General features: G+C 61.8%; 28 protein-coding genes. 12 read left to right on the plus strand and 16 right to left on the minus strand.

All coding sequences use genetic code 11. The features are described 5' to 3' along the window. The 3 genes from D906_RS22800 to D906_RS22810 form a co-directional block, all read right to left on the minus strand. On the minus strand, positions 1-353 hold a 353-nt coding region (locus tag D906_RS22800; protein ID WP_110321043.1), incomplete at its 3' end, for a carboxymuconolactone decarboxylase family protein. A 671-nt stretch (positions 354-1024) separates the two neighbouring features. Continuing rightward, positions 1025-1261, minus strand: coding sequence for an Arm DNA-binding domain-containing protein (locus D906_RS22805; RefSeq protein ID WP_019097706.1), 237 nt, complete (start codon positions 1259-1261; stop codon positions 1025-1027). A 158-nt stretch (positions 1262-1419) separates the two neighbouring features. After that, positions 1420-2094 carry a polysaccharide lyase family 7 protein gene (locus D906_RS22810; RefSeq protein ID WP_027614969.1) on the minus strand — a complete coding sequence of 225 codons (675 nt, stop codon included), beginning with the start codon at positions 2092-2094 and terminating at the stop codon, positions 1420-1422. Positions 2095-2332: 238 nt separating this feature from the next. Between D906_RS22810 and D906_RS22815 the strand changes: the two genes are divergently transcribed. Beyond that, positions 2333-2659, plus strand: a complete 327-nt coding sequence (locus D906_RS22815; RefSeq protein WP_016711142.1) for a DUF1654 domain-containing protein — start codon at positions 2333-2335, stop codon at positions 2657-2659. Positions 2660-2696: 37 nt separating this feature from the next. Here the strand turns inward: D906_RS22815 and D906_RS22820 are convergent, their stop codons facing one another. After that, positions 2697-3521: a S24 family peptidase gene (locus tag D906_RS22820; RefSeq protein ID WP_019097705.1), complete on the minus strand. Its 825-nt coding sequence runs from the start codon at positions 3519-3521 to the stop codon at positions 2697-2699. Between the two features lie 165 nt (positions 3522-3686). Here D906_RS22820 and D906_RS22825 point away from each other — a divergent pair, with 165 nt between their 5' ends. Next, positions 3687-4001 carry a hypothetical protein gene (locus D906_RS22825; protein WP_016711140.1) on the plus strand — a complete coding sequence of 105 codons (315 nt, stop codon included), beginning with the start codon at positions 3687-3689 and terminating at the stop codon, positions 3999-4001. Positions 4002-4076: 75 nt separating this feature from the next. On the opposite strand, the gene D906_RS22830 is transcribed toward D906_RS22825, so the two are convergent. Then, positions 4077-4259, minus strand: coding sequence for a hypothetical protein (locus tag D906_RS22830; RefSeq protein WP_016711139.1), 183 nt, complete (start codon positions 4257-4259; stop codon positions 4077-4079). Positions 4260-4353: 94 nt separating this feature from the next. After that, a complete protein-coding gene (locus D906_RS22835) occupies positions 4354-4698 on the minus strand; it encodes a hypothetical protein (RefSeq protein WP_027614968.1) in 345 nt (114 codons plus the stop codon). A 161-nt stretch (positions 4699-4859) separates the two neighbouring features. On the opposite strand from D906_RS22835, the gene D906_RS22840 reads away from it, so the two are divergent. Next, positions 4860-5681: a shikimate 5-dehydrogenase gene (locus D906_RS22840; protein WP_019099473.1), complete on the plus strand. Its 822-nt coding sequence runs from the start codon at positions 4860-4862 to the stop codon at positions 5679-5681. A 56-nt stretch (positions 5682-5737) separates the two neighbouring features. Here the strand turns inward: D906_RS22840 and D906_RS22845 are convergent, their stop codons facing one another. From D906_RS22845 to D906_RS22855, 3 genes are all read right to left on the minus strand, one after another. Then, on the minus strand, positions 5738-5980 hold the full coding sequence (locus tag D906_RS22845) for a hypothetical protein (RefSeq protein ID WP_019099472.1): 243 nt from the start codon (positions 5978-5980) through the stop codon (positions 5738-5740). 97 nt (positions 5981-6077) lie between these two features. Beyond that, positions 6078-6605: a lactoylglutathione lyase gene (gene gloA, locus D906_RS22850; protein ID WP_016711135.1), complete on the minus strand. Its 528-nt coding sequence runs from the start codon at positions 6603-6605 to the stop codon at positions 6078-6080. A 225-nt stretch (positions 6606-6830) separates the two neighbouring features. After that, positions 6831-7190 carry a histone-like nucleoid-structuring protein, MvaT/MvaU family gene (locus D906_RS22855; protein WP_016711134.1) on the minus strand — a complete coding sequence of 120 codons (360 nt, stop codon included), beginning with the start codon at positions 7188-7190 and terminating at the stop codon, positions 6831-6833. A gap of 361 nt (positions 7191-7551) precedes the next feature. On the opposite strand from D906_RS22855, the gene D906_RS22860 reads away from it, so the two are divergent. Then, on the plus strand, positions 7552-8841 hold the full coding sequence (locus tag D906_RS22860; RefSeq protein WP_019099471.1) for an OprD family porin: 1290 nt from the start codon (positions 7552-7554) through the stop codon (positions 8839-8841). 67 nt (positions 8842-8908) lie between these two features. Continuing rightward, complete coding sequence (cobF, locus tag D906_RS22865) at positions 8909-9652, plus strand: precorrin-6A synthase (deacetylating) (RefSeq protein WP_025752672.1); 744 nt, start codon at positions 8909-8911, stop codon at positions 9650-9652. Between the two features lie 53 nt (positions 9653-9705). Here cobF and D906_RS22870 read toward each other — a convergent pair whose 3' ends face one another. Then, on the minus strand, positions 9706-10056 hold the full coding sequence (locus D906_RS22870; RefSeq protein WP_019099469.1) for a response regulator: 351 nt from the start codon (positions 10054-10056) through the stop codon (positions 9706-9708). A 247-nt stretch (positions 10057-10303) separates the two neighbouring features. Between D906_RS22870 and D906_RS22875 the strand changes: the two genes are divergently transcribed. Genes D906_RS22875 through D906_RS22895 form a run of 5 tightly spaced genes read left to right on the plus strand, consistent with a single transcriptional unit; the run spans position 10304 to position 16803 of the window. Further along, the gene (locus D906_RS22875; protein WP_027614967.1) at positions 10304-13771 is read left to right on the plus strand and encodes a response regulator; all 3468 of its coding nucleotides are present in this window, start codon (positions 10304-10306) and stop codon (positions 13769-13771) included. Beyond that, complete coding sequence (locus D906_RS22880; protein ID WP_019099468.1) at positions 13768-14589, plus strand: protein-glutamate O-methyltransferase CheR; 822 nt, start codon at positions 13768-13770, stop codon at positions 14587-14589. The genes D906_RS22875 and D906_RS22880 overlap by 4 nt, the downstream gene beginning before the upstream one ends. After that, positions 14586-15161 carry a chemotaxis protein CheB gene (locus tag D906_RS22885; RefSeq protein WP_027614966.1) on the plus strand — a complete coding sequence of 192 codons (576 nt, stop codon included), beginning with the start codon at positions 14586-14588 and terminating at the stop codon, positions 15159-15161. The genes D906_RS22880 and D906_RS22885 overlap by 4 nt, the downstream gene beginning before the upstream one ends. Then, positions 15155-16381, plus strand: coding sequence for a hybrid sensor histidine kinase/response regulator (locus tag D906_RS22890; RefSeq protein WP_019099466.1), 1227 nt, complete (start codon positions 15155-15157; stop codon positions 16379-16381). Before D906_RS22885 ends, D906_RS22890 begins: the two co-directional genes overlap by 7 nt. 44 nt (positions 16382-16425) lie before the next feature. After that, complete coding sequence (locus D906_RS22895; RefSeq protein ID WP_016711125.1) at positions 16426-16803, plus strand: response regulator; 378 nt, start codon at positions 16426-16428, stop codon at positions 16801-16803. Positions 16804-16851: 48 nt separating this feature from the next. Here the strand turns inward: D906_RS22895 and D906_RS22900 are convergent, their stop codons facing one another. Genes D906_RS22900 through D906_RS22910 form a run of 3 tightly spaced genes read right to left on the minus strand, consistent with a single transcriptional unit; the run spans position 16852 to position 19492 of the window. Then, complete coding sequence (locus tag D906_RS22900) at positions 16852-17433, minus strand: TetR/AcrR family transcriptional regulator (RefSeq protein WP_019099465.1); 582 nt, start codon at positions 17431-17433, stop codon at positions 16852-16854. A gap of 12 nt (positions 17434-17445) precedes the next feature. After that, on the minus strand, positions 17446-18294 hold the full coding sequence (locus tag D906_RS22905) for a 3-hydroxybutyryl-CoA dehydrogenase (protein ID WP_019099464.1): 849 nt from the start codon (positions 18292-18294) through the stop codon (positions 17446-17448). A gap of 13 nt (positions 18295-18307) precedes the next feature. After that, positions 18308-19492 (minus strand): acetyl-CoA C-acyltransferase family protein, encoded by a 1185-nt coding sequence (locus tag D906_RS22910; RefSeq protein ID WP_027608884.1) that lies wholly within the window; start codon positions 19490-19492, stop codon positions 18308-18310. A 168-nt stretch (positions 19493-19660) separates the two neighbouring features. Here D906_RS22910 and D906_RS22915 point away from each other — a divergent pair, with 168 nt between their 5' ends. Continuing rightward, complete coding sequence (locus tag D906_RS22915; RefSeq protein ID WP_027614965.1) at positions 19661-20671, plus strand: AraC family transcriptional regulator; 1011 nt, start codon at positions 19661-19663, stop codon at positions 20669-20671. Between the two features lie 31 nt (positions 20672-20702). On the opposite strand, the gene D906_RS22920 is transcribed toward D906_RS22915, so the two are convergent. Beyond that, the gene (locus D906_RS22920) at positions 20703-21140 is read right to left on the minus strand and encodes a carboxymuconolactone decarboxylase family protein (protein ID WP_019098769.1); all 438 of its coding nucleotides are present in this window, start codon (positions 21138-21140) and stop codon (positions 20703-20705) included. Between the two features lie 201 nt (positions 21141-21341). On the opposite strand from D906_RS22920, the gene D906_RS22925 reads away from it, so the two are divergent. After that, entirely contained in the window at positions 21342-22538 is a 1197-nt protein-coding gene (locus D906_RS22925) for a cyanate transporter (RefSeq protein ID WP_027614964.1), read from the plus strand. Here D906_RS22925 and D906_RS22930 read toward each other — a convergent pair. After that, a complete protein-coding gene (locus D906_RS22930; protein ID WP_027614963.1) occupies positions 22531-23964 on the minus strand; it encodes a PLP-dependent aminotransferase family protein in 1434 nt (477 codons plus the stop codon). The genes D906_RS22925 and D906_RS22930 overlap by 8 nt on opposite strands. Before the next feature lie 80 nt (positions 23965-24044). After that, positions 24045-24383: a hypothetical protein gene (locus D906_RS22935; RefSeq protein ID WP_019099228.1), complete on the minus strand. Its 339-nt coding sequence runs from the start codon at positions 24381-24383 to the stop codon at positions 24045-24047. Between the last annotated feature and the right edge of the window lie 24 nt (positions 24384-24407).

Raw genomic sequence — 24407 nt, forward strand, 5'->3', positions numbered from 1 at the left:
TGCTCGGAAAACTGCTCAAGCGCACTCGCATACAGGCTGTTGGAGATACCATGAGGCGGCAGTTGGGTTAGGGCTTCAGTCCACTCCAGCGCCGCCCGCTCTACTGGCGAAAACAGCCCTGACTCACGCCATACGGCCACGTGGTGAAGACGCAGCTCGCGCTCGCCATGGATCTTGGCCTCTTTCACATGCATATCCACGCAGAACGCACAGCCGTTGAGCTGCGAAGCGCGCAACATGATCAGGTGGCCAAGATCGGCCAGTGGCGGTTTCTTGCTCAGTTGTAGGGTGAGTTCCACCAGTTTGTTGGACGCTTGGGGAGACAGCTTGAAGTAATCAAGGCGGTTGTTCATGGGTAGTTGCTCGCAGTGGGTGGAGTTTGTTGGAGCCCACTGTAGCAACGCTTGGAATAGCCCCACAGGGCCAAGATGGTAGCTTCGAACTAGGCCATGTCTGTATCGAAGTACGCCATGAACACCCATCGAGCGGTATGGTCGAAGGGGCGCTATAGGCCGTTCATTGCCCTCCGCGAATGGCCGCAATGGGTCGACAGCGGACAGCCAGCGGCGGCGACCAAGTGATACCAATTTTGATACCACTGGAAGGGAAAGAAGGGGGGTGGAGGGGCGTTTGACTCAATGAAATCAACCCTTTGTCACCGCCAAACACCGCCAAGAAACCGCATGGTGATGTTGGCGGCAAGGGATGAGGATTGGTGACGGAAAACCGCTGTATGTGCGTACAGCCAGCTCGTACCAATTTTTGTACCAATGGCTGTGTTTTCCAGTGGGATGCAGGGTGGCGGTATGGGCTGGAAGGCCCGTAAATACGGGCTTTCCTCACTTTCGAAAACTCGCCAAACCCCAAAAAACATCTGTGGAGTATGGCCCAAACGCTGTCGAATGCCTTATGACTAAAGGGCGCAAGGTGAAGGAAATTTAATCCTGTAGCGGAGCAGGGCCTGATTTCAGGCGCACGGCCGCGATGGCCGCTCGGCGCGGCCTTGATCAGGTCGGATAGCAAATCAGTCTGTACGCAGGATGGGAAACAACTCTTTTGGGTTGCGTGATTCTGCGTTCATCAATGTGCACGCGGCCGCCGCTTCGGACTTGTTGACATAGCCCCGCTTGAGCCGCTGTTTTTCCTGGTTGTCATAGATATCGAAACCGCCCGAAGTGGTAGCGGCATAGAACCGGTTACCGATGCGCAACGCATCACCTTCCACTGGCACGGCAGGGACAATAACGAATCTTGATTGCATGTTTCGCGCCTCCCCAGGCAGACAGTCAATTATTAGTCTGGGAGCGGGAAGGCAACAATATGACTCATCGAGACTAATCAATGGCTCGGCGTGTCACGGCGATCCCGGCGCAACCCGTGTTGGGCAGGGCACCGGGATGCCTTTCGGGCTTGCATCGTTCAGCGGTGGATCAGCGACAGTTCGCTGATGATGCAGATCGAGCCGTCATCGGCCGGTGTTGTATCGGTGTAGTCAACCTGGTTGTAGATGCCGCCGTGGAATTCGAACAACCGTGGCGCCCAGGTACTGTCGAGTTGCAAATTACCTGACGAGCCGGAAACACCATTGTATTTGGCCGTCACGTTGACCACGCCGGCAGACGTGGTGTGGATGCTGACGATGAACCTGCCCCCCAGCGGCACGCCTTTCAGCACTGTCGAGTTCACCGGGTTGGCCTGGTTGTAGGTGCGCCGAAAACCCAGCGTGATGTTGCCCTTGTTCCAGAACACCTTCACCGGCGGGCTATCGTCCCCACGTACGTGCATCTGGGCGATGACCACCTTCTGCGCAGCGTTGACCTTGGTCAGCGTCATGGTTTGGTAGTTCCAGTGATCCTGGGCACTGGCCAGCGTCCAATCCTCAGTTTCCGTCCACTCGCAGCGGGTCCTGCGGGTGCTTTTGCTTGAGGCGCCTTTAGTGGGGGCTGAGAACTGGATCGAACCATCGCTGAGGACCTTGACGATGCTCGGGTAGCTGGCAATCGCTTCGGCACCGTTGAGTTCGAGTGCAACGGGGTTGGTCGAGGATACGGCTACCGGCGTAGCGATGATGAGGTTGCTGATGTCTACGGTCATATGAACTCCTGACGCAAAGCGAGGATTGGCTGGGGGCTCTGGCGGCCGCGTTTGCGGCTGCGGGATAAAAATTAGCGCTGGGCTAAATTTCAGTCAATAGCTTAAAGCTAAATAAATTTCGCTTTGCGCAAATTTACACAATCGGGAAAATTTTCAGCGGGGGGCTTTACGCTGGATTTGGCGGTGAGATAAGCTTTTCTCGGATACTGTACAGATATACAGCTTTCAGGATGAGAATATGTCTATGCACATGCAGTCAACTTCCCGGCAGCGTCAGGCAATGACCGGAATCGAGCGTCTTAGCCTGCGGGTGTCGTCGATGATCAACCACCCGGTCGCGCAGACCCAACGCTGGGTTGTGGTGCATCGCCTGGACACCGACGGTGATGCGGAGTGGGAAGAGGTGATGGGCCTGTTGTCCGAAACGTCCGAGTTGGACCTTACGTTCAACGATGACGAGAGCGTTACCGTACGTTGGGCGCGCAGCAGTGTGGAGGAGCGCGATGACTTCATCGTTGAGCAGGACAGCAAGGCGGAGGAGGTCGAAGCGCAGGCGCCGTTCTGAGCCTCATGAAGAGCCCGCCTGGGGGCGGGCATGGGCGTTATACCAAGTGTGCATTCCACACCAGCAGCACCCGGGCCTGGATGTAGGTTTCTTCGCGGCGAATCATGCGGTCCTTGTGCCGTGAGTTGTCTGAGATCATCTCGAAGTGGTCCTCATCCGCGATTTGCAGCCGCTTGATGTAGATGTGATCGCCCCAGGAAAAGAAGTAGATCCCGTCGCCCACGAAATCCCGGATGCTCACGTCCACGATCAGTGGGTCACGGTGCTTGATGGTCGGCTCCATTGACTGGCCCCAGCCGGTCACCATCTTGAGGTGGTGGTGTTCAGTGAATTCCACACCCAGCTCGCGAAGATGGCTGGGACTGACGCGAACGTCCTTGAACATTTCCGGGTAATCGTGGGGGATCTGGCCACCGCCCATGGCAGCCCGCACGTCGTAGTGGGCAATCCATACTTCATCACCCACCAGGCCAGGGCGGACAAGCTCAGCTTTCACCCGTGTGGCGTCCAGCGGCTCTTCAGCTGCGGCCAGCAACCGCTGCCGGGTTTCTTCGGGGATGCCTTTGCCACTTCTGGCAAGCATCTGCTTGACCAGGTCGGCCGCAGAAAGCTTGCCGTCGCCGGTTTCGACCGGCAACTGTACCGGGTCACCTGTCGACAGTGCGTCGAACCACCCGCGTGGCAGGCCTTCGATGCCCTCGATCCGGCGGGCCACGTCATCGCCCAGGTTTTTTGCGGTCTTGTCAGAAAGGATCTGGCTCAGGTGTGCAGGCGCCATCCCCCAGCGCTCTGCGCAGGATCCCTTTCTCTGGCTGCCGATCAACTTGACCAGGTTGTGTTTGCGAATGCCGTAGATGTCCATAGGGCAAAGCATGCCAGTGTTTAGCTCGCTGCTAAATGTGCGCATGGCTAAATTGCCTCTTGTGATGAAATTAGCTGTAGGCTAAATTAAAGCGGCAAACAAGAAAAGCCAGCGAGACGCTTTTCTCCAGTGCTCATCACATCATCATTGGTAATGAGGTTCACAATGGATCCGACCGACCTCGGCCCGGGCACAGTCACTTGGCTGAGCGGTACGGGCACTGTGCTGCTAGGTGCGTTTCTGTGGCTGCGCAAGTGGTTGTCCAAGGATGCGGCCGAACGTGCGATGGACAGCGCGGATGTTGCAGTCATTCGCCGCCTGACCGAGCTGCTGGACATTGAGCGGGATGCCCGCCGAGAGGCAGAAACCAAAGCGGACCAGCTGGCCAGGGAGCGCAACGAGCTGGTGCTGACGGTAGGGCGGCTTCAGGGCAAGATCATGGTGCTGAGCAGCCAGTTGAGTCGTAGCTCGCAACGCTGAGGGGCCCAGGCAAAAAAAAGCCCACCATCTTGGCGGGCCATAAGGGCGTAGGGAGCAACGCACAACACATTCGGGTCAGGCAACCAGGGTGCCGGGTTGCAACTGTTCAACCAGTGCCTGGGCCGAGGCCAGTGTCGGCATCGGGCCGCTCACGGCTTCACCGTTGCGTACCAGGTACCAGCAAGCCAGCAGGCCCTGCTCACGCAGTGAGGCGGGAACGGCGCTGCCGACGACGGACATGATATGGATAGTGGCCATGGGGACCTCCTGCAAGACATGGCCCTACCATACGCAGCAGCCGGGGCGGTTTGAAATCAACGTGCTCAATAGTGGTCATTAGTTCTATCAACCTTTACCAGCGCGGCGGGCCGTAATACACCGGCGGTGGGCCGTAGTAGGTGCGGTAGCCCGGGGGCGGTGGTGCTGGGGCGTAGTACGGCTGGTAGTACACCGGCTGCGGTGGCGGTTGCACATAAACTGGCGGCGGCCCGTAGTAGACCGGCTGGCGTTCGACATACACGGTACGGTCACGTCCGCCATACACCGTTGCCCCGACCACCGCGCCGACCACCGCCGCGCCCAGCAGTGGGCCCGGCCCATACCAACCGCCGCCGCCATGGCCGCCATGCGCAGCAGCAGGCCCGCTGACGGCCAAGGCAGCGATCAGCAAGGCAATTCCGGGAATGAGACGGTTCATAACGCAACCTCGCAGGAAAACCCCTCGTTCGGGGCCTTACTACTATGACTCCGGTCTCCGTCAGCTGATTACAGGGAAACGGTAAAGGTTATGTAAGGGACGACCAGTGGTTGGCTCTGGTACGCTGAATAAACGTTTCAGTTATGACAAAGGAGCAGGTTATGTCGACAACTCCCAGCAGGGACACGGTATTGTGCATCTCCCTGGCCGGGCGCCCCGGCACCTTCGGCGTGCGTTTTCACAACCACCTGTACCAGCAGTTGGGCCTGGACTTCTATTACAAGGCCATGCGCACGGATGACCTGCCCGCGGCGGTGGCGGGTATCCGAGCGTTGGGTATCCGCGGTTGCGGTGTGTCGATGCCGTACAAGGAGGCCTGCATGGCCCTGGTCGACGAAATTGACCCGTCGGCTGCGGCCATTGAATCGGTGAATACCTTGGTCAACACCAATGGGCACCTGAAGGCTTACAACACCGACTACCTGGCTGTTCGCCAGTTGCTGGCACAGCATCAGGTCGACCCGGGCACTGCCTTTGCCCTGCGCGGCAGTGGTGGCATGGCCAAGGCCGTGGCCAGTGCCTTGCGCGATGCCGGCTTTGCCGAGGGCATGATCGTTGCGCGCAACGAGCAAGCCGGGCGCCAGTTGGCGGATATCTGTGGCTATCGCTGGGTACCGGACCTGGGAGACATCTGCCCGCCGATGCTGGTGAACGTGACGCCGATCGGGATGGCGGGAGGACCGGAGGCCGAAGAAATGGCGTTTTCCGAGCTTGCCATTGCAGCGGCTGAGCGGGTGTTCGATGTGGTGGCGATGCCGGCGCAAACCCCGCTGATCCGCCGGGCGCAGGCGTTGGGCAAGCCGGTCATCACGGGCCTGGAGGTGATTGCGTTGCAGGCGCTGGAGCAGTTTGTGCTGTACACCGGGGTAAGGCCGACACGGGCGCAGGTGGATGCGGCAGTGGCGTACGCGCGGGATATCTAGTGGCTGCTGTGCCGGCCCTTGCGCAGCTAGAGGGCCGGTACAGGTTCAAGGCAGGGTCAGAACACCTTGTGCCCCTCATCCAGTTGCTGGTCAACCAAAGCCCGGCCGTGGGCCAGTGACACATGCTGCGCATTCTCAAGGTCCGAGAAAAACTTCATTGGCATCGACATGCGCCTGCTGGTGTGCCCGTCAGGGGCGGTGATCAGGCAGCCGGCGGCATAGGGCAGGGGGGAGTCGGGGTGCGGCATCACGCTGGCGGTGATGGTGTGCTTGCGGTATTCACAGTGAAGAGATTGCATCGTCCTTACCTCGCTGTGGCATGTGAAGCAGTTACCTTCATATACCACAGCAAGGGGCCGGGAGTTCCCGGCCCGACGAGCGCACGGCGATGAACGCTTAGCCTTTGAGCTCGGTTGGCTGGATCACTTCCACCCAGTAACCGTCCGGGTCTTTGACGAAGGCCAGGTGGTTCATGCGCCCGTCCTGCAGGCGTTTCTGGAACGGTACGTCCAGTGCTTCGAAGCGTGCACAGGCGGCGCGCACGTCCGGCACCGAAATGCAGATGTGGCCAAACCCGCGTGGGTCGGTGTTGCCGTTGTGGTAGGCAAACTCGGCATCGTTTTCGGTGCCATGGTTGTGGGTCAGCTCCAGTACGCCAGGGATCGACTTCATCCACTGGTGGCGTGCGGCGTCATCGGCAGGGATCTGCGCCGGGTCGACCAGGGCCAGGAAGTACAGGCTGAAAGCGGCTTCGGGGAAGTCGCGCTTGTCTACCAGGCGAAAGCCCAGCACGCGGGTGTAGAAGTCCAGCGATTTCTCGATGTCCTTGACCCGCAGCATGGTGTGGTTGAAGACGAACTGGGCGGTGGCGGTGTCTGGCTGGGCGGTGACGCCAGGCAGGGTTTGCAGATCGTGCAGGCTCATGAGAACTCCTGAGACGGGGCCGGGCACAGGGCACCGGCAAAACGGACAGGCTGACCATGATACGGCAGTGCGCCAATAGCGCAAATGAAAGCGCCCTGCACAAGGCAGGGCGCTGGAATTAGAGGCCCGCATGTGCGGGCGCGTGATGGGGTCGCTAGTCCTTTAGCTGTCTCGATACTGAGCCAGCCCTTGTGAAAAAAGTGTGAAGTACACGTGGACGTTTCATCAGCGTACCCAGCTTTCTACCGTCGCGGCGCCGTACTGTTCTTTCCAGGCCTTGAGCCCGCGGTGGTTGCCGCCTTTGGTCTCGATTCGCTCGCCGGTGTGGGGGTTTTGATACACCTTCACCACGCGTGGGCGGCGCTGTTGCTTGGGCGCGGCGCCGGATACCCGGGTCACGGCTTTCGGGTCGAGGATGGCGATGATATCGCGCAGGTTCTTGTCATAGCTTTTCATCAGGCCGACTAGTTTCTGCTCGAATTCGATTTCGCGTTTTAGGCCGGCATCCTTTTTCAACGCCTCCAGTTGCGCCATCTGTTCCTGGAGCGCTTTTTCGGCAGCACGAAACTCTGCAAGTCTGGACACTGTAATCACTCCTGTACGTCGGTCGTGGCAGGGCGTGACGAACATTGAAGAAGAATGAAAACGCCGGCCACGCGGGTGGGTTCTGCTGTTCGCTGATATCGAGTGTAGTCATTCATGGGTACTGGGTAAACTGCTAACTTTTTGTAAGTAAGTTGGGAACTTTCCTAGTTTTGCGTGCGTTGTTTCGCCGGTTTTCTGTGGTGGCCTGCCTGGGCGCTTAGACCATGGTCCAATGGCCCGTGCCAGAGCCTTTGCGCGATCATTTCAGATGATGGCCGGCTACTGTTCTGGCCTGTCGCAGTACCGTGGCCACCACGTGCCACAGGTTGTTAACCCGTTTTCATTCTGGATGTTTCCTCGCATGTTTGCCCCTTTCCCCCTCGCCCCCGGGCGTCGTGTTGCCGGCCTGTTCCTGTTGTGTGCCGGCGTCAATGCCCAGGCCGCCGGTTTTATGGAAGACAGCAGTGCGAAGCTTGAAGCACGCAATGTCTATTTCAACCGGGATTTCCGTGACGGCCACAGCAGTTCCAGCCAGGGTGCGTCCAAGCGCGAAGAGTGGGCACAAGGCTTCATCCTCAATGTGCAGTCGGGTTATACCCAGGGCCCGGTAGGTTTTGGTGTGGATGCACTGGGTATGGTCGGCTTCAAACTGGATTCCAGCCCGGCCGACAGTAACAGTGGTTTGCTGCCGTCTTCCGGCCACGACCCACGGCACTCGGCCGACCAGTACGCGAAGATGGGCCTGGCGGCAAAGGTCAAGGTCTCCAACACCGTGCTCAAGTACGGTTCGATGATGCCGGATGTGCCGTTGCTCAAGTACAACGATGGCCGCCTGTTGCCGACCATGTTCCATGGCGCCATGCTCACCTCTGAAGAACTGCACGATCTGAAGTTCACCCTGGCTCGCCTGGACAAATACACCGCTCGGGATTCCACCGACCGCCAGGACATTCGCGTGCACTGCAAGAACAAGCGCTATGCCTGCGATATCGAAGCCGACCACTTCGACCTGGCCGGTGTCGATTACCGTTTCAACGAGCGCTTCAGCGCCCAGTACCAGGTGGCCAAGCTGGAGAATATCTACCGCCAGCACTTCCTCGGCCTGGTGGCCAGCCAGCCGTTGGCAGTGGGTAGCCTGTCGGCCGACCTGCGGCTGATCAAGAGTGACGACATCGGCAATGCCCGCGCCGGGGCAATCGACCACCGCGCTTTCAGTGGCATGCTCGGCTACAGCCTGGGGGGCCACAAGATCAGTGCCGGCTGGCAACGCATGTATGGCGACAGCGCCATGCCGTATCTGGATGGCAGCAACCCGTACCTGGTCAACTACGCGCAGGTCAACGACTTCGCCGCCGCCCAGGAGCGCTCCTGGCAGGTGCGCTATGACTATGACTTCAAGGCGCTGGGTGTGCCCGGCCTTACCTTCTTCACCCGTTACATCAACGGCGACAATATCAAGGTGCCGGGCAGCACGGCTGAAGGCAAGGAATGGGAACGCGACACCGAGTTCAAGTACCAGGTGCAAAGTGGCACATTCAAGGATGTCAGTGTACGCCTGCGTAATTCCACTTACCGCAGTAACTACGAGAAGTGGGCGCGTGACATGGACGAGACACGGGTAATTGTCAGCTATAACTTCTCGATCTTCTAAGCGACTGCTTTGCCAAATACCAGCAGCCAACTGACAATGGCGGCTGGTTCCCGCAAAGGGCAGGACAATGAAAAATCTGTTGTTGATCGGCATCGGCCCGGGTGACCCGCGCCAGGTCACCTATGAGGCAGTCGATGCGTTGCGAAAGGCCAGTGTGTTCTTCGTGCTCGACAAAGGTCGCAACAAGGATGAGCTGGTGCGTCTGCGCACGGGCATTCTGCAACGCTACCGGCCTGAGGGCGGCTATCGCCTGCTACAGGTAGCCGACCCTTTGCGCGACGCCCGGGCGGATGATTACCTGGCAGCGGTGCAGGCTTGGCACCGGCAGAGGGCTGCGCTGTATGGGCAGTTGATCGAACAGGAAATTGGCGACGGCGAAACCGGCGCTTTTCTGCTGTGGGGCGAGCCGACCCTGTACGACAGCACCTTGCGCATACTCGACCTGGTCCGTGAACGCGGCGTGGCGCTGCGCCTGCAGATTATCCCTGGCATCAGCAGTGTGCAGGCGCTGGCTGCACGTCATCAGGTGCCACTCAACCGCATTGGCGAGCCGCTGACCGTGCTGCCAGGGCGGCGCCTGACCGAACAGGGGCCTATCGACAACGTGGTGGTGATGCTCGACGGGCAGTGCGCGTTTGCCCAGCTTGATGACCCGGCGTTGGTCATCTACTGGGGCGCTTACCTGGGGACCGAGGATGAAGTGCTGATTGCCGGGCCGCTACAGGCGGTGAAGGCGCAGATTCTGGAAGTGCGTGAGCGGGAGCGGCGGCGCAAGGGGTGGATCATGGATACCTACCTGTTGCGCAGGTAGTTGTGAGGTGTATTGCCTGCGCGCGCGAAGAGGCCGGTACAGACGACCCCATCTCAAACCGGGCCGAGAATGGCCACCACCTTGTCCCGCAACTGGTCGATACTGAACGGCTTGCCGATCATGTGCATGCCCTCGGGCACATTGAGGCTGTCTGCATAACCACTGGCAAACAGCACAGGCAGCAGCGGCCGCAATTCGCGCGCTTTACCCGCCAGTGCTTCGCCACGCATGTCCGGCAAACCCACATCGGTCATCATCAGTGCCAGCGCCTGGCTCGGATCTTCGAGTACCCGCAGGGCGGCCGCGGCATCTTCTGCCTGGATCACTTCGTAGCCCAACTCTTCGAGCACTTCGACCATCAGCATACGTACGATGTCGTCGTCTTCGACTACCAGAAGGTGCATGTTTCAGGTCCTGTGCAATGAATGTCTTTAATCTGTGCTCCGGTCGGCACCAGAAGTTCCCGAGGATACCGATCCATGCAATCAGATGGAACGATTGGCGCACGCCACCTTCAAATACTGGCTAAATGCCCTGCCAGACCCGCCAAAGCTGGTTAGACTCGCTTAACAGGACGGTGCAGTGGCAGATAACGATAGCGGTAGATCCGCCACGCTTTTCAATGGACTTTTCTTGCTCGGGCCCTTTCACATGATTCAATCAGCCTCGATGGACCAACGAAGCTTTCGCAAGCTATTGAGCCGTAACATCGCTCTTCCTCTGGGGGTTGGCCTGTTGGGCGCCGTGGCCTTTGTCGCGGTGATCAACTACCTGCTGTCTGCCATGCAGTGGGTCGAGCACACCGACCGGGTGATCGGCAATGCCAACGAGACGCTCAAGCTGTCGATCGACATGGAAACCGGCATGCGCGGCTTCCTGATCACCGGCGACGAGCGCTTCCTTGACCCCTATGAGGTGGCAAAACCACGCATTCTCGGCAGCTTGCAAAGCCTGCGCGGCCTGGTCGAGGACAACCCGCAGCAGGTCGACCGCATCGACCGGCTGGTTGCCCTGCAGCAAGCCTGGAACAATTTCGGCAGCGAGATGATCGCCCTGCGCCGCAGCCAGGGCGATTACCAGGCGTCGATCGGCAATGGCCGGGGCAAGCGCCTGACCGACGAGATCCGCAAGGAATTCGACGGCCTGATCGGCACCGAACAGCAGTTACGCATGGCCCGCAACCAGAAAGTCAGCAGCGTTACCGTCACTGCCATCTCGGTGTTCGTGCTGTTCATCGTCGGCCTCAGCGCCATGTTGGCCTATCTTGGCCGGCGTGACCTGCTGGCGTTGTCGGGCAGTTACGAAGAAAACTTCAAGGCCCAGCAGCGTGCGGCCGAGCGCCTAGAGCACCAGGCCTGGCTGCGCAATGGCCAGACCCGACTGGCCGAGCAGGTGCTGGGGCAACTGACCCTGTCCATGTTGGGTGACAACATCCTGCGCTTCTTTGCCGACTACCTGGAAAGTGTGGTGGGGGCGGTGTATGTACGCGATGAGCATGGCCGCCTGGTGCGCGTGGCCACCTATGGCCTGAGCGCAGAGGAGCAAGCCCGGGAGCAGGTAAAGGGCGATCACGACGGCCTGCTGGCTCAGGCCGTACGTGAAGGGCGCCTGCTGCATCTGGAAGAACTGCCGCAAGGGTATTACCAGCTGAGTTCCGGCCTGGGCAGTGGCCTGCCACGCAGCGCCGTGTTGCTGCCAGTCAGCGACGACGGGCAGATCAATGGCGTGCTGGAACTGGGCTTCCTGCGCCCATTGGACGACCGCGACGCCGAAATGCTGGAACGCATTGCCGGCAACCTTGGCATTTCCATCGAAAGTGCCCGCTACCGCCAACGCCTGCAGGAAGTGCTGGCCGAAACCCAGCAGTTGAACGAAGAGCTGCAAGTGCAGCAGGAAGAGCTGAAAACCGCCAACGAAGAGCTGGAAGAACAATCCCGTGTGCTCAAGGAGTCTCAGGCCCACCTTGAAATCCAGCAGGCGGAGCTGGAGCAGACCAACGAGCAGTTATCCGAACGCACAGAGGCGCTGGACCTGAAAAACGACGAGCTGATGCAGGCTCAGCACGAGCTGCAGGCGCGCGCTGACGAGCTGCAGCGCTCGAGCAAGTACAAGTCCGAGTTCCTGGCCAATATGTCCCACGAGCTGCGCACGCCGCTGAACAGCTCGCTGATTCTGGCCAAACTGCTGTCGGAAAACGCCGAAGGCAACTTGAGCGAAGAACAGGTCAAGTTCGCAGATTCGATCTATTCGGCCGGCAATGACCTGCTCAACCTGATCAACGACATTCTCGACATTGCCAAGGTCGAGGCCGGCAAACTCGAGGTGCGCCCTGAAAGTACCCAGGTGGAACGCCTGGTCGAAGGCCTGCGCGGCATGTTCGAACCGCTGGCCGGGCACAAGGGGTTGGCCTTCGAGGTAAACGCTGAACCGAATGTACCCGCCACCCTGTTCACCGACCGCCAGCGCCTGGAGCAGATCCTCAAGAACCTGCTGTCCAATGCCGTCAAGTTCACCGAGCGTGGCCAGGTCAGCCTGAACATCGGCTACCAGGCTGGCACTGGCATTGTCTTCGCTGTGCGCGATACCGGCATTGGCATTGCCGCCGACCAGCAGCAGGCCATTTTCGGTGCCTTCCATCAGGTCGACGGTACCAGCAACCGCCGTTACGGCGGCACTGGCCTGGGCCTGTCGATCTCGCGCGACCTGGCGCATTTGCTGGGCGGGCAGATCAGCGTTGACAGCAGCCCTGGCAAAGGCAGTGTGTTCAGCCTGATCCTGCCAGAGCACTACGAAAGTGTGGGGCACAGTGTGGAGCCCCTCAGCCTGCGCCCGGCGGTCGACACCCTGCCGCCCGCCCCCCAGGTGCCGGTGGCGGCTGCGCCAAAACGCCCGCTGCCGGCGTTTGACGACGACCGTGAGCGCGCGCCGTTCGGCAACCGCTGCATCCTGGTGATCGAAGACGAACCCAACTTCGCCCGCATCCTCTTCGACCTGGCCCATGAACTGGGTTACAGCTGCCTGGTGGCGCAGGGCGCCGACGAAGGGTTCGAGCTGGCCGCCCAGTACATCCCCGATGCGATCCTGCTGGACATGCGCCTGCCCGACCATTCCGGCCTGACGGTGCTGCAGCGCCTGAAGGAGCAGGCCAGCACCCGGCACATTCCGGTGCACATCATTTCTGTCGAAGACCGGGTCGAGGCCGCCATGCATATGGGCGCTGTCGGCTACGCGGTCAAGCCCACCAGCCGTGACGAGCTGAAAGAAGTGTTCGCCCGCCTGGAGGCCAAGCTGACCCAGAAGCTCAAGCACATCCTGCTGGTGGAAGACGACGACCTGCAGCGCGAAAGCATTGCCCGCCTGATTGGCGACGACGACGTGGAAATCACTGCGGTGGCCATGGCCCAGGACGCCCTGGAGCTGCTGCGCGAGAACATCTACGACTGCATGATCATCGACCTCAAGTTGCCCGACATGCTCGGTAACGAGCTGCTCAAGCGCATGACCGCCGAGGATATCCGCTCCTTCCCGCCGGTGATCGTGTATACCGGTCGCAACCTGACCCGCGAAGAAGAAGCCGACCTGCTCAAGTATTCGCGTTCGATCATCATCAAGGGCGCACGTTCGCCGGAGCGCCTGCTGGACGAAGTCACGCTGTTCCTGCACAAGGTGGAGTCGCAGTTGTCCAATGAACGCCAGCGCATGCTCAAGACCGCACGCAGCCGCGACAAGGTGTTCGAAGGCCGTAAGATACTGCTGGTGGACGATGATGTGCGTAACATCTTTGCCCTCACCAGTGCCTTGGAGCACAAGGGCGCGACAGTGGAAATCGGCCGCAACGGGCGTGAAGCCATCGAGCGCCTGGAGCAGCATGACGACATCGACCTGGTGCTGATGGACGTGATGATGCCGGAAATGGACGGCTTCGAAGCCACCCGTCTGATCCGCCAGCAACCGCGCTGGCGCAAGCTGCCGATCATCGCCGTGACCGCCAAGGCCATGAAGGATGACCAGCAGCGTTGCCTGCAGGCCGGGGCCAATGATTACCTGGCCAAACCGATCGACCTGGACCGCCTGTTCTCGCTGATCCGTGTATGGCTGCCGCAACTGGAGCGAATTTGACTAGCGAACGTAACACCGACATTGAGATCCGCTTGCTGATCGAGGCCATCTACCTCAAGTACAGCTACGATTTCCGCAACTATTCCGGCGCTTCGATCAAGCGCCGGATCCTGCACGCGCTGCGCCAGTTCGACTGCCTGACGGTGTCGGCGCTGCAGGAGCGTGTGCTGCACGACCCGGGCATGTTCATGCAGTTGCTGCAGTACCTGACGATCCCGGTCAGCGAAATGTTCCGCGACCCGGGGCACTTCCTGGCGCTGCGTAACGAAGTGGTGCCGCTGCTGCGCACCTGGCCTTCGATCAAGGTGTGGATTGCGGGTTGCAGCACGGGTGAGGAGGTGTACTCCATGGCCATCCTGCTGCGCGAGGAAGGCCTGTTGGAGCGCACCATCATCTACGCCACCGACATCAACCCGCATTCGCTGGACAAGGCCAAGCAGGGCATCTACTCGATGCAGAGCATGCGCGAGTACGCCGAAAACTACCGCATCGCGGGCGGGCGCAGGGACTTTTCCGAGTACTACACGTCGGCCTACGGCAACGCCATCATGGACAGCACCCTGCGCGACAACGTGACCTTCGCCGACCATAGCCTGGCCACCGACAGCGTGTTTTCCGAAACCCAGCTGGTGTCGTGCCGCAACGTACTCATCTATTTCAACAAGGAATTGCAAGACCGTGCCCTGGGCCTGTTCCATGAATCCCTGTGCCACCGCGGCTTCCTGGTGCTGGGCAGCAAGGAGTCGGTGGACTTTTCGGCCTACAGCGACCGGTTCGAGCCGCTGGTCAAGCCTGAACGGATCTACCGTAAATCATGAAGGGCGTACGCGCAGTGGTGATTGGCGCCTCGGCAGGCGGCGTGACGGCGTTGTTCACCGTGCTCGGCGCGTTGCCCGCCGGTTATGGCATCCCGGTGGTGTGCGTGCTGCACCTGCCGGATGACCGTCACAGTCAGTTGGCCGAGGTGCTGCAACGGCGTTTGCAGCGCCCTGTGTGCGAGGCGCGCGACAAGCAACCGCTGAAGCCCGGGCAGGTGTATGTAGCCGGGCCTGGCTACCACTTGTCGGTGGAAAGCGACTTCACCCTGTCGCTGAGCCAGGAGCCACCGCGGCATTTTTCCCGGCCATCGATCGATTTCCTGTTCACGTCGGCGGCAGACGCCTACGGTGATGGCCTGCTCGGCGTGCTGCTTACCGGTGCCAATGAAGATGGCGCCGAAGGGCTGGCCTACATCAAGAACAGCGGGGGCCGGACCATCGTCCAGGACCCCCGTGACGCACAGGTTGCGCTGATGCCTGAGGCTGCCCTGGCCCTGCACCAGCCTGACCATATACTTACTCTGAGTGGCATCGAGCAGTTGCTCGCCGCCCTGGAACCCAGCGCATGCTAAGCCACACCATCGCCAAACTGCTGATCGTCGACGATCTGCCGGAGAACCTGCTGGCCCTGGACGCCCTGATTCAGGGCGAAGACCGCGAGGTGCATCAGGCCCAGTCGGCGGAAGCCGCGTTGTCGCTGCTGCTCGAACACGAGTTCGCCCTGGCCATTCTCGATGTGCAGATGCCAGGCATGAATGGCTTCGAGCTGGCTGAGCTGATGCGTGGTACGGAAAAGACCCGCAACATTCCCATCGTCTTCGTCACTGCGGCCGGACGCGAAATGAACTATGCCTTCAAGGGCTACGAAAGCGGGGCGGTGGACTTCCTGCACAAGCCGCTCGACACCCTGGCGGTGAAGAGCAAGGTGTCGGTGTTCGTCGACTTGTACCGCCAGCGCAAGGTGCTCGACCGCCAGTTGCAGGCGCTGGAGCGCAGCCGCCAGGAGCAGGAACTGTTGTTGACCCAGTTGCAGACGGCGCGAGGCGAGCTGGAACATGCCGTGCGAATGCGTGATGACTTCATGTCGATTGTCGCCCACGAGGTTCGCACGCCGCTCAATGGGTTGATCCTGGAAACCCAGCTGCGCAAGATGCACCTGGCACGCGGCAACCTTGCCGCGTTCAGTGGCCAGAAGCTGCAGGCGATGGTCGAGCGCGATGAACGGCAGATCAACAGCCTGATCCGCCTGATCGAAGACATGCTCGATGTGTCGCGTATCCGCACCGGCAAGCTGTCGTTACGGCCCAAGGCCTTCGACTTGAGCCAGCTGGTAGGTGGACTGGTGGAGAATTTCGCTGCCCAGGCCACTGCGTTGGACACGCGTATCGAGCTACACCGTTGCGAACCGCTGCACGGTGAGTGGGACGAATTTCGCATTGAACAAGTGGTGGTCAACCTGTTGTCCAATGCCTTGCGATATGGTGAGCGCAAGCCGGTGCAGGTACGGGTGTTCGAACAGGACGGCCTGGCGTGCGTGCAAGTGCAGGACCAGGGTATCGGCATTGGTGCGGCCAACCAGCAGCGCATTTTCCAGCAGTTCGAGCGGGTGGCCACCCAGCAAGCCAGCGGCGGATTGGGCTTGGGGTTGTATATATCGGAGCAGATCGTGCAGGCTCATGGCGGGTGCATCCGGGTCGACAGTGAAGAGGGCAAGGGTGCCACTTTTACCTTGCAGCTGCCGCTGGCAACCTACGAACAACAAAACGACCAGGCGCGGGCAACCTCTGCATGAGCCTGCGGTCTGATGGCCAACTGTAAGCATTTCAAGGCGTTAACATGAGTGAAGATGCACAAGACGTGGTGCTGATCGTCGAGGATGAACCGGCGATTCGCATGATTCTGCGTGACTACCTGGCGGGCGAGGGGTATCACGTGCTGGTGGCCGAAGATGGCGAGCAGGCGTTTGCCATCCTGGCCAGCAAACCGCACCTGGACCTGATGGTGACGGACTTCCGCCTGCCGGGTGGCATCTCCGGGGTGGAGATTGCCGAGCCTGCGGTGAAGTTACGGCCGGACCTGAAGGTGATCTTCATCAGTGGCTACCCGGCGGAGATTCTGGAATCGGGCAGTCCGATCACCCGCAAGGCACCGATCCTGGCCAAGCCGTTTGACCTGGATACCTTGCATGAGCAGATCCAGAGCCTGCTGCGTTAACCTGTTCCGGCCTCTTGGCGGTTCTACCCGCGAAGAGGCCGGAACAGGCTACCTCAGGGTCCGCTCAATACCCCCTACCAACATACTCTCCATCAACCCCACTCCCTGTTCCTCAGGCAGTGCCTTCAACATCCCCGGCAACTGGTTAAGCAGCGTCGCCACCACATGCGCCGTCGCCACCAAGGCTTCCCCTTGCAGCTTCGCCTGCGGCGCAATCAGCCTCAGCAGCCCGGCCTCGTAACGCGAACGCAACAACGCCAAACGCGCCCGCTGCTCGTCACTCAGGCAGCACAAATCCCGCTCGGCCAGCCGAAACTGCATGGGCCGCTCGGCATGCAACTGCCAGTGCGCCGTAATCAGGCAACTCAACGCCGAGGCCCCGCGCGCCATGGCCCGGCGGCCCTGGTCCAGGGTGGCCTGCAGTTCTTCGTACAACTCCTCGATCAGGTCGTACAGCAAGTCCTGCTTGCTCGGGAAGTGATGGTACAGCGAGCCTGCAGTCAGCCCCACATGGGCCGCCAGCTCGCGCATGCTGACCTGGCCAAAGCCCTTTTCGGCAAACAGCGCCATGGCCCGGTCACGTCGCTCTTCAAAATTGGCACAGCGCATTGCGGCATTGACCGGGGGCATGGCGCAGGGTCCTCAATAGGTGAAGAAGCCGCGACCGCTCTTGCGCCCCAGCCAACCGGCCGCGACCATTTCTTTGAGCAGCGGGGCAGGGCGGTACTTGCTGTCGTTGAAGCCCTCATGGAAGGCCTCCATGATTGCCAACAGCGTGTCCAGGCCAATCAGGTCGGCCAGGGCCAGTGGGCCGATGGGCTGGTTGCAGCCCAGGCGCATGCCGGTGTCGATGTCCTCGGCGCTGGCCAGGCCTTCCTGGCGCACGAAGATCGCTTCGTTGATCATCGGCACGAGGATGCGGTTGACCACAAAGCCCGGACGGTTGCCGGCGGTGATCGGTGTCTTGCCGACCTTTTCGGTCACCACCAGCGCCTGGGCATAGGTGCTGTCGCTGGTCTGCAGGCCGCGAATGATTTCCACCAGTGCCATCATCGGCACTGGGTTGAAGAAATGCACACCAATGAAACGCTCGGGGTGCTCGATGCTGGCGGCCAGCTGGGTGACCGACAGCGACGAGGTGTTGGTGGCGATCAGGCAGTCGGCGGCGACGTTGGCGGCCACTTGCTGCAGGATGCGCTGCTTGAGCTGCAGGTTCTCGGTGGCGGCCTCGATCACCAGCTGCGCACCGCTGAGCTGGGTGTAGTCGGTGCTGGTGCGAATGCGGGCTTTGGCGGCTGCGGCCTTGTCCGTCTCCAGGGTGCCTTTGTTGACCTGGCGCTCGAGGTTTTTGCTCAAGGTGGCCACACCACGCTCCAGTGCCGCGTCGGACACGTCCACCAGCAACACCTGGTAGCCGGCCACTGCACACACCTGGGCAATACCGTTGCCCATGGTGCCGGCGCCGATCACGGCGATCTGTTCAATGCTCATGTGTCAGCCTCCCTCAGACGCGTTCGAAGACCACGGCGATGCCTTGGCCACCACCGATGCACATGGTGGCCAGCGCGTAGCGGCCCTGGATGCGCTGCAGTTCATGGATGGCCTTGGTGGCGATGATCGCGCCCGTGGCGCCTACCGGGTGGCCCAGGGAAATGCCCGAACCGTTGGGGTTGACCTTTTCCGGGTCGAAGCCCAGCTCGCGGGCCACGGCGCAGGCCTGGGCGGCGAACGCTTCGTTGGACTCGATCACGTCCAGGTCCTGGACCTGCAGCCCGGTCTTTTCCAGCACCTTGCGGGTGGCCGGGATCGGACCCAGGCCCATTAGTTCAGGCTCGACACCGGCGTGGGCGTAACCCACCAGGCGGGCCAGCGGCTTCAGGCCCAGGCGGCGCACGGCGTCGCCCGTCGCCAGCACCAGGCCGGCGGCGCCGTCGTTGATGCCGCTGGCGTTGCCGGCGGTGACGGTGCCGTCTTTCTTGAACACCGGCTTCATGCCGGCCAGTTGTTCAGCGGTAACTTCGCCACGTACATGCTCGTCGACACTGAATTGCACGCTGCCTTTACGGGTTTTCAGTTCCAGCGGCACGATCTGGCTGTCGAAGCGGCCTTCGGCAATGGCGCGGGCGGCGCGGCGCTGGCTGGTCAGGGCCAGTTCGTCCTGCATTTCGCGGGTGATGCCGTGTTTGGCCGAGACGTTTTCGGCGGTGATGCCCATGTGGAAATGCTGGAACGGGTCCTGCAGCACGCCAACGGTGTAGTCGATGCCTTGCAGGTCACCCATGCGCGCGCCCCAGCGTGCCTGTGGCAGCAGGTATGGACCACGGCTCATGGATTCGGCACCGGCTGCAACGGCCACGTCGGTGTCCCCCAGCAACAGCCCCTGGGCTGCCGAAACGATGGCCTGCAGGCCCGAGCCGCACAGGCGGTTGACGTTGAACGCCGGGGTTTCCTTGGGGATGCCGGCGTTCATTGCTGCCACACGGGCCAGGTAGGCGTCACGCGGCTCAGTGGGGATTACCGTGCCCATCACCAGATGGCCAACGTGATCGGCGGCCAGGCCCGAACGCTCGATGGCAGCACGGGTAATGGTGCTGGCCAGGTCGGCCAGCGGCAGGTCCTTGAGGGAGCCGCCAAAGCCACCAATGGCTGAACGGACGGCACTGACGACGTAGATTTCTGCGTTGCTCATAGGGGCTCCGATTGCGAAGGCATGGCGGGACGGGGCCAGGCTCTGCGAGAATGGCCGGCGGTCCCGGAGTGGGATCGAGTCTAGGCAAAGGTTCCGTTGCAGCCTATGCCGGAACTGTTCAAACAACCTGGCACTTTTTGCCACTCAGCATAGACAGCGAAAACCGCCATGCGCGATAGCGATTCGGTCGCCGTGTACTTTCTCAACGCCATGCTCCATGCCCTGCGCGACAGCCCCGCCGAGCGTGATGCACAGCTGCGTGCCGTGGGCATCGACCCACAGCTGTTGGAACAGCCCCAGGCACGCGTGCCGGCCAAGGCCTTCGCCCAGCTCTGGCTGGCGATGATTCAACGGCTGGACGACGAGTTTTTCTGCCTCGACAGCCATGGCATGCCGCTGGGCAGCTTTGCCCTCATCTGCCGGGGCTTGATACTTGAACCGAACCTGGAAAAGGCCTTGCGCCAGTGCATGGGCGGCTTCGGCCTGTTCCTGCGGGACCTGCGTGGCAGCCTGACGGTACGTGGTGGTCGGGCGCAGATCAGCGTGCAGTCGAACATTGCCGACCCGCTGACCCGGGTGTATGCCGAGGAAACCTATTTGGTGCTGATGATCGGCATGCTGTGCTGGCTGGCCGGGCGGCGCATTGCCATCGACCGTACCGAACTGGCGGTGTCGCGCCCGGCCCAGGAGGACGACCTGCTGCTGTGGGGGCCAGACCTGCGCCTGGGCAGCGGCCGTACCGAGGTGGAATTCGACAGTGCCTACCTGCGGTTACCAGTGGTACAGGATTTGCCAGCCTTGAAAACCTTCCTGCGCACTGCGCCACAGGGGCTGGTGATTCGCTTTCGGAACCAGAACGGGCTGGTGGCCGAGGTGTACCGGCGCTTGCGCGCACTGCGTTATGGCCAGTGGCCGACATTGGCGGCGCTGGCGCAGCAGCAGGGGGTTAGCGCCAGTACCTTTCGCAGGCAGTTGGACCGGGAGGGGCGGTCATACCAGCAGATCAAGGATGAGGTGCGCCGGGCGATGGCCTTCGAGCGCTTGCGTGAAGGAGTGTTAAGCATCGCCGAAATCGCCGAGCAGGCGGGGTTCCAGGAGCCCAGTGCGTTTCACCGGGCGTTCAAGAAGTGGACGGGGCAGAGCCCCGGTAGCTATCGGGCTCGGTTGGCTGGGCGTTGATGTGTCACCTGTACCGGCTACCCATTAATGATCAGGCCGGCACCATCGCAAACCCGACACCAAAGCGGTTCCAGGCATTGATCGTGGCAATTGCCAGGGTCAGGTTGGCCACTTCGGCCGGTTCGAAATGTTCCTGCAGGGCTTCATATTGCCCCTGCGGCGCGCCCTGCTCAGGCAAGCGGGTCAGGCTCTCGACCCAGGCCAGTGCCGCACGTTCACGCGGGGTGAAGTAAGCGGTCTCACGCCATACGCTCAACGTCTGCAAGCGTGCCTCGGTCTCGCCGGCCTTGCGCGCATCGTTGGCATGCAGGTTCACGCAGTAGGCGCAGCCGTTGATCTGCGATGCCCGCAGGCGCACCAGCTCCAGCAGGGAACTCTCCAGGCCGCTCTTGGCCAGGGCCTGCTCCAGGCCGACCATGGCTTTGTAGGCTTCGGGGGCGTGCTTGGCCCATTCGATACGGTTGTGCATGGCTGTCTCCAAAGGGTGTGGGGTGGGAATGGCACTACTTTAGTGCCGCCCTTTGGCCCCCCCGATAGCCAATCCTGCGCATATGCAGGAGGCCAATCGACCATTCAGGTGGCCACTGACAGGCATCCAATCTCTTCATTTCTGCCAGGCTGACCGAGCCGGGATAATGGCCGGGTCTTGCTACAAGAGAACCGATTCACAATGAGAGCTGCGTTGAACCTGTTGCTGGTGATTCTGCTGGCGCTGAACTTGCGGCCGATCCTGACCAGTATCGGCCCGTTACTCGAACCTATGCGTGCCAGCACTGGCCTGGGCTACCAGCAGGCCGCCTTGGTGACAGCGTTGCCGGTGCTGTGCATGGGGCTGGTACCGTTGCTGCAACCCTGGCTGCGGCGCTGGATCAGCGAGCATGGCGGCATGGCCGGTGGCCTGGCTGCGATTGCCCTGGCCTGCCTGTGGCGGCTGCAACTGGACAGCGCGTGGGCGTTGATTGCCAGTGCAGTGGTCGCTGGCCTGGGCGTGGCGGTGGTGCAAGGCATGATGCCAGGGTTGGTCAATCGATGGTTCCCCGGGCGGCTGGCCGGGGCGATGGGCCTGTATTCGGCGGCACTGATGACGGGCGGCGGCCTGGCGGCCGTGCTTGGGCCACATGTCAGTGGCCACTTCGGCCACTGGCAGGCCGGCCTGGGCCTGTGGGCAGCCCCGGCCGTGCTGGCGGTGCTGGCCTGGGCCGTGCTGCGGCCTCGTCAGGAAGCACCGAGGCTGGCGGGCGCTGCGGGTGGACACTGGTTTGGCACTCGCCGGGCGTGGTTGCTGGCCTTGTACTTCGGCCTGATCAATGGCGGCTACACCAGCATGGTGGCCTGGTTGCCCGCCTACCATATCGAGCACGGTGGCAGCGTCCAGGGCGGCGCCGACCTGGTGGGCCTGATGACCATTTTCCAGGTGGCCGGTGCGCTCGGCCTGCCTCTGCTGCTGCGGCGCTGGGCAGACCGGCGCCCAGGCCTTTGGCTGGCGCTGGCGATTCAGCTGGCCGGCTTTCTCGGCCTGCTGCTGGCACCCACGGTGGCTGCAGGACTGTGGGTCGCCATGATCGGCTTTGGCTTGGGTGCCTGCTTCAGCCAGAGCCTGACGCTGACTCTGGAGCACCTCAAGACGCCTGCGGAGGCCGGCAGCCTGGCGGCATTCGTACAGGGGATCGGCTTTATCATCACCGGTATCGTGCCGTACATCACCGGCTGGTTGCGTGACGTGAGTGGCGACTTCCAGGCATCGTGGACGCTGCTGACCGTGACCGTGATGGCGATGCTGTTGGTAACCGCGTGTTTCAATCCGCGTGGCTATGCTGCGGCCGTCGCGCGCGCGCCCGCGACGGGCAGGGCCGCGCCAGTCAGCTGAGGCGTTGCAGGGTATCGCGCACCCGGTCCAGTGCCGGGTCGATGTCCAGCAGCTCGATAGCGCCAAAGCCCAGCAACAGCCCCGGGCGTATCGGTGCTTCGCTGAAAAACGGCGCCAGCGAATACAGGCCCACCTCCACCTTGCGGGCCAGGTTGGCCAGCAACTCGACATCGACCCCGGGCTTGGCCAGCGCGCTGAGGTGGAAGCCCGCGCTGGCGGGGATGGCGCTGAACCACGGTGACAGGTCGCTGCCCAAACGCGCCAGGATACGTTCGCGGCGGGCGCTGTAAACCTCGTGGCAGCGGCGGATGTGCTTGTTCAGGTGGCCTTCGCCCAAAAAGCGCGCCAGCGCCCACTGCAGCAAGGTCGGGCTGTGCCAGTCACTGAGGTGCTTGGCCACGCAGGCCGCCTGCAGCACGGCAGGCGGCAACACGGCATAGCCCAGCCGCAGCTCGGGCAGCAACGTCTTGGAAAAGGTTCCCACATAGGCCACCAGACCATGGCAGTCGAGGCGCTGCAATGCGTCCGCTGCCGGCCCGTGGTAACGGAACTCGCAATCGTAGTCGTCTTCGATGATCAACGCGCCCAGCTCAGCCGCCCGGGCCAGCAGGGCGTGCCGACGTGGCTCGCTCATGGGCATGCCCAGCGGGAATTGGTGCGACGGCGTTACATAGATCAACCGGGTGCCATCGGCGATGTGCTCGACACGCAGGCCTTCATCATCCACCGGAACGGACTGCACGCGTGCACCAAGGGCCAGGAACAGTTGCCGGGCAGGCGGGTAGCCGGGGTCTTCCATGGCCACTTGGCAACCGGGTTCCACCAATACCCGGGCGATCAGGTCCAGCGCTTGCTGGGCGCCGTTGCACACCAGCAGGTCGGTTGCGCTGCAGTGCACGCCGCGGGCGTAAGCGATGTGGTGGGCTATGGCCTCGCGCAGCTCCGGCAGGCCCTGGGCCGGAAACTGCCGCTCGGGGTGGCGTTGGCTGCGGCGCAGGGCGTAGTTCAGGCAGCTGCGCCACTGGTCAAACGGAAATTGCGCCTTGCTCGACGCACCACCGATAAAGTCATAGCGGGAGGGCGCTTGCAGTTGGCGTTGGCCGAGCACGGTAGCGCGCTGCTGCCAGCGCTCGAGGGACAAAGCGCCGGCGAGGGGGATGGTGGTTGATTCATGGCTACGCAGCGGTTGGCGCGGCGTGATGAAGGTGCCACGGCCGACCACACCGCTGAGCAGGTTGTCGTAGGTGAGCCGCGAATAGGCCTCGGCCACCGTCTTGCGTGACACGCCCAGTTGCTCGGCCAGCAAGCGGGTGGGTGGCAACTGGGTGCCGGCGGCCAGGTGGCCACTGTCGATCCCGGCGCGCAGTTGCTGATAGAGCTGGTCGGCCAGGCCTTTGCGGCCTTCCAGGCGAATGTGCAGTTCCATGGGGCGGTCCGGAGCGGGGGAGTGCTCAGGATAGCGGATTGGCCAGACAAGGGCATGGGGCCGCAAAGCGGCCACATATTTCAGAGCCGGGCCGTACTCACCGTGATATAGCCCTTGTCGGCGACTGCGATGCGTATCACCGTTTCATCCGCTGGCGCCTTGCGGTTGCGCTTGATGCGCACGCCATCGACTGCGGCCGCTTTCAGGTGTTCCGCGATGGCCCGTCCGTTCCGGTCAAAGAACACCTCGCTGGCCAGCAACTCGATTCGCTCGACCAGTTGCCGGGAGTGTTCGTCGGTGGCGCAGAAGAACATCACCCCCGACAGGTGCGGATCCTCTTCGGGGTTGCAGATGTCATGGGCCAGCATTTCGCACAAGCTGCTGCGCAGTTCGGCAATGGAGCGGGCGTAACGGTGCATACGGAGCCTCCTCTGGATCGCGAC

Source organism: Pseudomonas sp. LAIL14HWK12:I1 (genome assembly GCF_003202095.1).
GTDB lineage: Bacteria > Pseudomonadota > Gammaproteobacteria > Pseudomonadales > Pseudomonadaceae > Aquipseudomonas > Aquipseudomonas monteilii.